The following is a 6,367-nucleotide window of genomic DNA, read 5'->3' on the forward strand; positions in this document are numbered from 1 at the left end:
AAGCCAGGAAATTCAGGAAATCCGCGACACCCGACTGGGCAGAAGCGCCCGCCACTTTAGCAATGGTTATCGGTCCACTCAAGTTTTTTACCGAGAGCTCGCCGAACAACATTTTCTTGAGGGATTCGAGGGTCAGCACACTCATGGTCCAGGTACGTTTTGCACCCTCGCCAATCGCTGCCAACGGCCCGTAACTCACCTCGCGAACCATCGACGGCGGCCAATCGACACCTTTGACCCCCGCACCCAGGTAACCCCCGGCTGCCTTGGCTTCCCCACGTACCGCCAAGGTCACAGGGACGTCGATTTGAGCACCATCGCGCTCAACTTTCAGCACAATCTTGGTATCAGGACGTACACGTACCAAGTCGACCACTTGCTGCCAGTCGCCCAGCGGCTGACCATCCAATGCGAGCAAACGGTCGCCGGTTTTCAGACCCGCGGCCTGGGCCGGTCCTTTCGGATCCAGCTCGGCGAGCACCGGCGGCAGCGCAGGACGCCACGGACGGATCCCCAGGGACTTGATCGGATCAGGCTCATCAGCACCTTTGAGCCAGTGATCCAACGCCAGCTCACGCGAGAGCTCGGCACTGGAATCTTGTTCACGCACCACTACGTTGACGGTGCCGCTCTCGCCCAAACGACGAACCAACTGCAAATTGACCGCGCCCCATCCGGTGGTAGGCTCGCCATCAATGGAAACAATCTCCTGCCCTGCAACCAGGCCGGCCTTGGCCGCCATGCTGTCCGCCTCGACCGCGCCGATGACCGGACGCACCTGCTGGCTCCCCAGCATCGCAAGGACCCAGAAAAACACAATCGCCAACAAAAAGTTGGCGATTGGGCCGGCAGCAACGATAGCGATACGCTGACGAACGGTCTTGCGATTGAAGGATTGGTCCAACTGGTCAGCCGGCACTTCGCCTTCGCGCTCATCGAGCATCTTGACGTAGCCGCCCAGCGGGATGGCCGCGATCACGAATTCAGTGCCGCGGCGGTCGTGCCAGCGCAACAACGGCATGCCGAAACCGACCGAAAAGCGCAGTACCTTGACGCCGCAACGACGCGCCACCCAAAAGTGACCGAATTCGTGGAAGGTAACCAGCACACCCAGAGCAACCAGGGTGCCGACAATCATGTAAAGCGCACTCATCTAATTTCTCCGCATTCCAATCCAGTGCCTGCCAGGCTCAAACGCGCCAACAGTTTAACGCGCGTTGCGGTTCAACCACTGTTCGGCCAGGACCCGAGCCTTGCTGTCGGCCTCGAACACCGCCGCAAGATCATCCACCGCCACAACGGGCTCAAGCTGTAGAACATCCTCGATGATACTCGCGATCTGCGGAAAGCGGATGCGTCCGTCGAGAAACGCCGCCACAGCCACTTCATTGGCCGCATTGAGCACCGCAGGTGCGCTGTTACCCGCTTGCGCCACTTGTCGCGCCAGGCGCAGGCAAGGAAAGCGCTGCTCATCCGGCGCCTCGAAGTCCAGGCGGGCGATTGCAAACAAGTCCAATGGCGCCACACCGGAATCAATACGCTCAGGCCAAGCCAGGGCGTTGGCGATGGGCGTGCGCATATCAGGATTGCCCAACTGCGCCAACACCGAACCATCTACATAGTCGACCAGGGAATGAATCACACTTTGTGGGTGGATCACCACCTCGACCTGATCGGGCCGCGCGTCGAACAACCAGCAGGCCTCGATCAACTCCAGGCCTTTGTTCATCATGCTCGCCGAGTCTACGGAGATCTTTCGCCCCATGGACCAATTCGGGTGCGCGCATGCCTGGTCGGGCGAGACGTGCTCCAGCTCAGCCAGCGGCGTTTGCCGGAACGGACCACCGGAGGCCGTCAGCAGGATGCGGCGCACACCCACCTGGCTCAAGCCACGCGAGTAGTCGCCGGGCATGCACTGGAAGATTGCGTTGTGCTCACTGTCGAGGGGCAGCAGCACAGCACCACTCTTGCGCACAGCCTGCATGAACAGCGCACCGGACATGACCAGGGCTTCTTTATTGGCCAGCAGGATCTTCTTGCCGGCATCCACGGCAGCCAGCGTCGGACGCAGCCCCGCAGCGCCGACAATCGCGGCGACCACGGTGTCCACTTCCACATCAGCCGAGACCTGGCACAAGCCCTCCTCCCCCACCAGCACCTGAGTCGAGAGCCCGGCAGCCCGCAAGTCATCCTGCAAACCACGCGCCGCGGCCGCTTCAGGCACTACGGCAAAACGCGGCGCGTGGCGCACACACAACGCCAGCAGCTCGCTCAGGCGGGTAAACCCGGTCAAGGCAAAAACCTGGTAGCGATCCGGGTGGCGAGCAATTACATCCAGGGTGCTCAACCCTACCGAACCGGTTGCACCCAGCACGGTTACCTGTTGCAAGCGGCTCACGAAGCAGTCATCCACAACAGCACGGCGAAGACCGGGATGGCAGCCGTCAGGCTGTCGATACGGTCAAGCACCCCACCGTGACCCGGCAGCAGGTTGCTGCTGTCCTTGATCCCGGCCTGACGCTTGAACATGCTTTCGGTTAGGTCACCGACCACCGAGATAAATACAACGATGGCAGTACCCAGCAAGGCCAGGAAAATTTCCTTCACTGACCAGTCGCGCACAACGCCGACCACCAAGGTGATCAGCAGCGTCAATGCCAGGCCGCCGTAGACGCCCTCCCAACTCTTGCCCGGGCTGACCGCCGGCGCCAGCTTGCGCTTGCCGAAAGCCCGACCAGAGAAGTAGGCACCGATATCAGCGCCCCACACCAACACCATCACCGCCATGATCAGCCAGTTGCCCATCGGCGAATTCTTGATCTCCACCAGCCCTTGCCAGGCAGGCAGCAGGATCAACAAGCCAATCACCAACTTGCTGGCAACGCTGGACCAATGGCCGCTGGTGCGCGGAAAGGTCAGCACCAGGAAGGTCGCCAACGCCCACCACAACACCGCCGCGCCCAACACCCACGGCACCACAATGCTCGACAGGGTATGCATCAGGAACAGCAACAGGGCGACCACTGCGGCATACGCTACACGCGGCAATTGCTCGTTAAAGCCCGCCAGGCGAGCCCACTCCCAAGCCCCCAACGTAACGACCAAGCCAATAAACAGCGCAAAGCCGGAACCATCGAGCAGGAAAAACCCACACAGGGCGATTGGCAACAGGATCAGTGCAGTGATGATTCGTTGTTTAAGCATTTAAACCCGGGCTCCAGCTTCGATCTGCTCGCTCGTTTTACCGAAGCGACGCTGACGGGAAGCGAAATCGGCCAGCGCATTGCGCATGGCATCGTGTTTGAAGTCCGGCCAGAACAGGTCGGAGAAGTACAGCTCGGTGTAGGCCAGCTGCCACAGGAGGAAGTTGCTGATACGGTGCTCGCCACCGGTACGGATGCACAGGTCCGGCAACGGCAAGTCGCCGGTCACTAGGCACGTCTGCAACAGTTCGGGGGTAATGTCGTCCGGACGCAGATGACCGGCCTGCACTTCGCGGGCCAGTCGCTGCGCAGCCTGGGCGATATCCCACTGGCCACCGTAATTGGCTGCGATCTGCAGCACAAAACGGTTGGTCCCCGCGGTGATGGCCTCAGCCTCGCGCATGGCTGCCTGCAATTCCGGGTGGAAGCGCGAGCGATCACCGATGATGCGCAGGCTGATGTTGTTCTCGTTAAGGCGCTTGGCCTCACGGCGCAGCGCCTTGAAGAACAGGTCCATCAAGGCACTGACTTCTTCGGCAGGCCGCTGCCAGTTCTCACTGGAGAAGGCGAACAAGGTCAACACTTCAACCTTGGCCTCGGCGCACACCTCAATCACCGCCCGCACCGCATCGACACCCGCTTTATGCCCGGCAACACCCGGCATAAAGCGTTTCTTCGCCCAGCGATTATTCCCATCCATGATGATCGCGACATGGCGCGGCACCACGGAGGGTACAGTCTGCTTGGTCTTTTCCATGAAGGCGTCCTGACCCCTTATACGGCCATCAGGTCCTTTTCTTTTTCTTCCGTGGCCTTGGTGATCTGGGCCTCGGCATCTTTGGTCAGCTTGTCGATATCGGCGGTGGCACGGCGCTCTTCGTCTTCGCTAATTTCCTTGTCCTTGACCAGTTTTTTCAGGTCACCCAAGGCATCGCGACGAATGTTGCGCACGGCAACACGGGCGTCTTCGGCTGCACTACGCGCTTGCTTGGTGAAGCCCTTACGGGTTTCTTCAGTCAGGGCAGGCATGGAGATCAGCAGCAACTCACCCAGGTTAGTCGGATTGAGGTTCAGACCGGCGCTCTGGATTGCCTTGTCGACAGCGCCCAGCATGTTGCGCTCAAACGCTACGACTTGCAGGGTGCGCGAGTCTTTAACGGTAATGTTGGCGACGCTGCTGATTGGCGTATCGGAGCCGTAATAAGGCACCATCACGCTGCCCAGGATGCTCGGGTGCGCCTTGCCGGTACGAATCTGGCCGAATGCGTGGCTCAGAGACTCCAGGGATTTCTGCATACGCGCTTGGGCGTCTTTCTTGATTTCGTTGATCATTGTTGGCCTTCCTCGATCAGAGTCCCTTCCGCGCCGCCGTGTACGATGTTCAGCAGGGCGCCGGGCTTGTTCATGTTAAATACGCGCAGCGGCATCTTGTGGTCGCGGCACAGGCAAATAGCCGTCAGGTCCATCACGCCCAGCTTGCGATCCAGTACTTCATCGTAGGTCAGATGATCGAACTTCTCAGCATGCGGGTCTTTGAATGGGTCTGCGGTGTACACGCCATCGACCTTCGTGGCCTTCAACACGACGTCAGCATCGATCTCGATAGCGCGCAGGCACGCAGCCGAATCGGTAGTGAAGAACGGGTTGCCGGTACCAGCAGCGAAGATCACCACTTCTTTGGCGTTCAGGTGACGCATGGCTTTGCGGCGATCATAGTGATCGGTCACGCCAACCATGGAAATAGCCGACATCACGATAGCCGAGATATTGGCACGCTCCAGGGCGTCACGCATGGCCAAGGCATTCATCACAGTGGCCAGCATGCCCATGTGGTCGCCGGTAACCCGATCCATGCCGGCAGCACTCAGCGCTGCACCACGGAACAGGTTGCCGCCGCCGATCACCAGGCCGACCTGTACGCCGATACCAACCAGTTGGCCGACTTCCAGCGCCATACGGTCGAGCACCTTGGGATCGATCCCGAACTCTTCCGAGCCCATCAGGGCCTCGCCGCTGAGCTTGAGTAGAATGCGTTTATAGCGAGCCTGATAACCACTGCCCTGCTGAGCCATTGCGAATCTCTCCTGCGGCGTATTTTTTAAAAATTCTTGGCGAGCCGTTTACGGCTTGCGTTCACTCTAGCTGGACGCTATCACAGCGCCATCGGAACACGGCTTTGTAAGCCAGTTCCGAGGGTAAGCCAAATAAAATCGGCCTGCCCATTTGAAAAGAGGCTGCGCGCGTGAGCGGGCAGCCTCTTTCGGGCGACAGTTGAAAACTGTCTTATTGCTTGGCGGCAGCCAGCTGGGCAGCAACTTCTTCAGCGAAGTTGTCGACCGGCTTCTCGATGCCTTCGCCTACTTTGAAGTAAGTGAAGGAAACGATTTCAGCACCGGCTTTCTTAGCCAGTTCGCCAACCTTGATTTCAGGGTTCTTGACGAACGCCTGCTCAACCAGGCTTGCTTCGGCCAGGAACTTGCTGATACGGCCTTTGACCATGTTCTCAACAATGTTTTCTGGCTTGCCTTTGATTTTCTCTTCGTTCAGCTGCAAGAACACAGCTTTTTCACGCTCGATCGCTTCGGCAGAAACTTCCGAAGGCAGCAGGAACTCAGGGTTGCTTGCCGCTACGTGCATAGCGATGTCTTTGGCCAGCTCGACGTTACCGCCTTTCAGGACAACTGCAACACCAATCTTGTTGCCGTGCAGGTAGCCACCAACAACATCACCTTCAACGCGAACCAGGCGACGGATGTTGACGTTTTCGCCAACCTTGCCGACCAGTACCAGGCGAGCAGCTTCTTGAGCTTCGATCAGCGGAGCGACGTCAGTCAGCTTGTCGGCGAACGCTTTTTCAACGCTGGCAGCAACGAAGGCCTTGAAGTCGTCTTGCAGGGCCAGGAAGTCGGTCTGCGAGTTCACTTCCAGCAGAACAGCAGATTTGCCGTCTTCTTTCAGAGCGATCGCGCCTTCAGCAGCTACGTTGCCTGCTTTCTTGGCAGCCTTGATGGCGCCGGAAGCACGCATGTCATCAATAGCTTTTTCGATGTCGCCGTCAGCCTTTTCCAGGGCTTTCTTGCAATCCATCATGCCTTCGCCGGTACGCTCACGCAGTTCTTTAACCAACGCTGCAGTAATTGCTGCCATTTTCAAATTCCTCTTGG

The 6,367-nt window shown here is 58.9% G+C and carries 7 protein-coding genes; all 7 read right to left on the reverse strand.

What is annotated here, in order from left to right; all coding sequences use genetic code 11:
- Positions 1-1,153: RIP metalloprotease RseP (gene rseP / locus CFE47_RS30735; protein ID WP_286842897.1), on the reverse strand; the 1,153-nt coding region annotated here is incomplete at its 3' end.
- 54 nt (positions 1,154-1,207) lie between these two features.
- Positions 1,208-2,398, reverse strand: a complete 1,191-nt coding sequence (gene ispC, locus CFE47_RS30740) for a 1-deoxy-D-xylulose-5-phosphate reductoisomerase (protein WP_286842899.1) — start codon at positions 2,396-2,398, stop codon at positions 1,208-1,210.
- On the reverse strand, positions 2,395-3,204 hold the full coding sequence (locus tag CFE47_RS30745) for a phosphatidate cytidylyltransferase (RefSeq protein WP_185707396.1): 810 nt from the start codon (positions 3,202-3,204) through the stop codon (positions 2,395-2,397). Before CFE47_RS30745 ends, ispC begins: the two co-directional genes overlap by 4 nt.
- The gene (gene uppS / locus CFE47_RS30750; RefSeq protein WP_185707398.1) at positions 3,205-3,960 is read right to left on the reverse strand and encodes a polyprenyl diphosphate synthase; all 756 of its coding nucleotides are present in this window, start codon (positions 3,958-3,960) and stop codon (positions 3,205-3,207) included.
- Between the two features lie 17 nt (positions 3,961-3,977).
- Positions 3,978-4,535, reverse strand: coding sequence for a ribosome recycling factor (gene frr / locus CFE47_RS30755; RefSeq protein WP_012722596.1), 558 nt, complete (start codon positions 4,533-4,535; stop codon positions 3,978-3,980).
- The gene (pyrH, locus tag CFE47_RS30760) at positions 4,532-5,275 is read right to left on the reverse strand and encodes a UMP kinase (protein ID WP_003172271.1); all 744 of its coding nucleotides are present in this window, start codon (positions 5,273-5,275) and stop codon (positions 4,532-4,534) included. Before pyrH ends, frr begins: the two co-directional genes overlap by 4 nt.
- Before the next feature lie 211 nt (positions 5,276-5,486).
- Complete coding sequence (gene tsf / locus CFE47_RS30765) at positions 5,487-6,350, reverse strand: translation elongation factor Ts (protein ID WP_099583358.1); 864 nt, start codon at positions 6,348-6,350, stop codon at positions 5,487-5,489.
- Positions 6,351-6,367: the final 17 nt, after the last annotated feature.

Origin of the sequence: Pseudomonas sp. PGPPP1, from assembly GCF_002255865.1 — a bacterium.
Lineage (GTDB): Bacteria > Pseudomonadota > Gammaproteobacteria > Pseudomonadales > Pseudomonadaceae > Aquipseudomonas > Aquipseudomonas cremoris.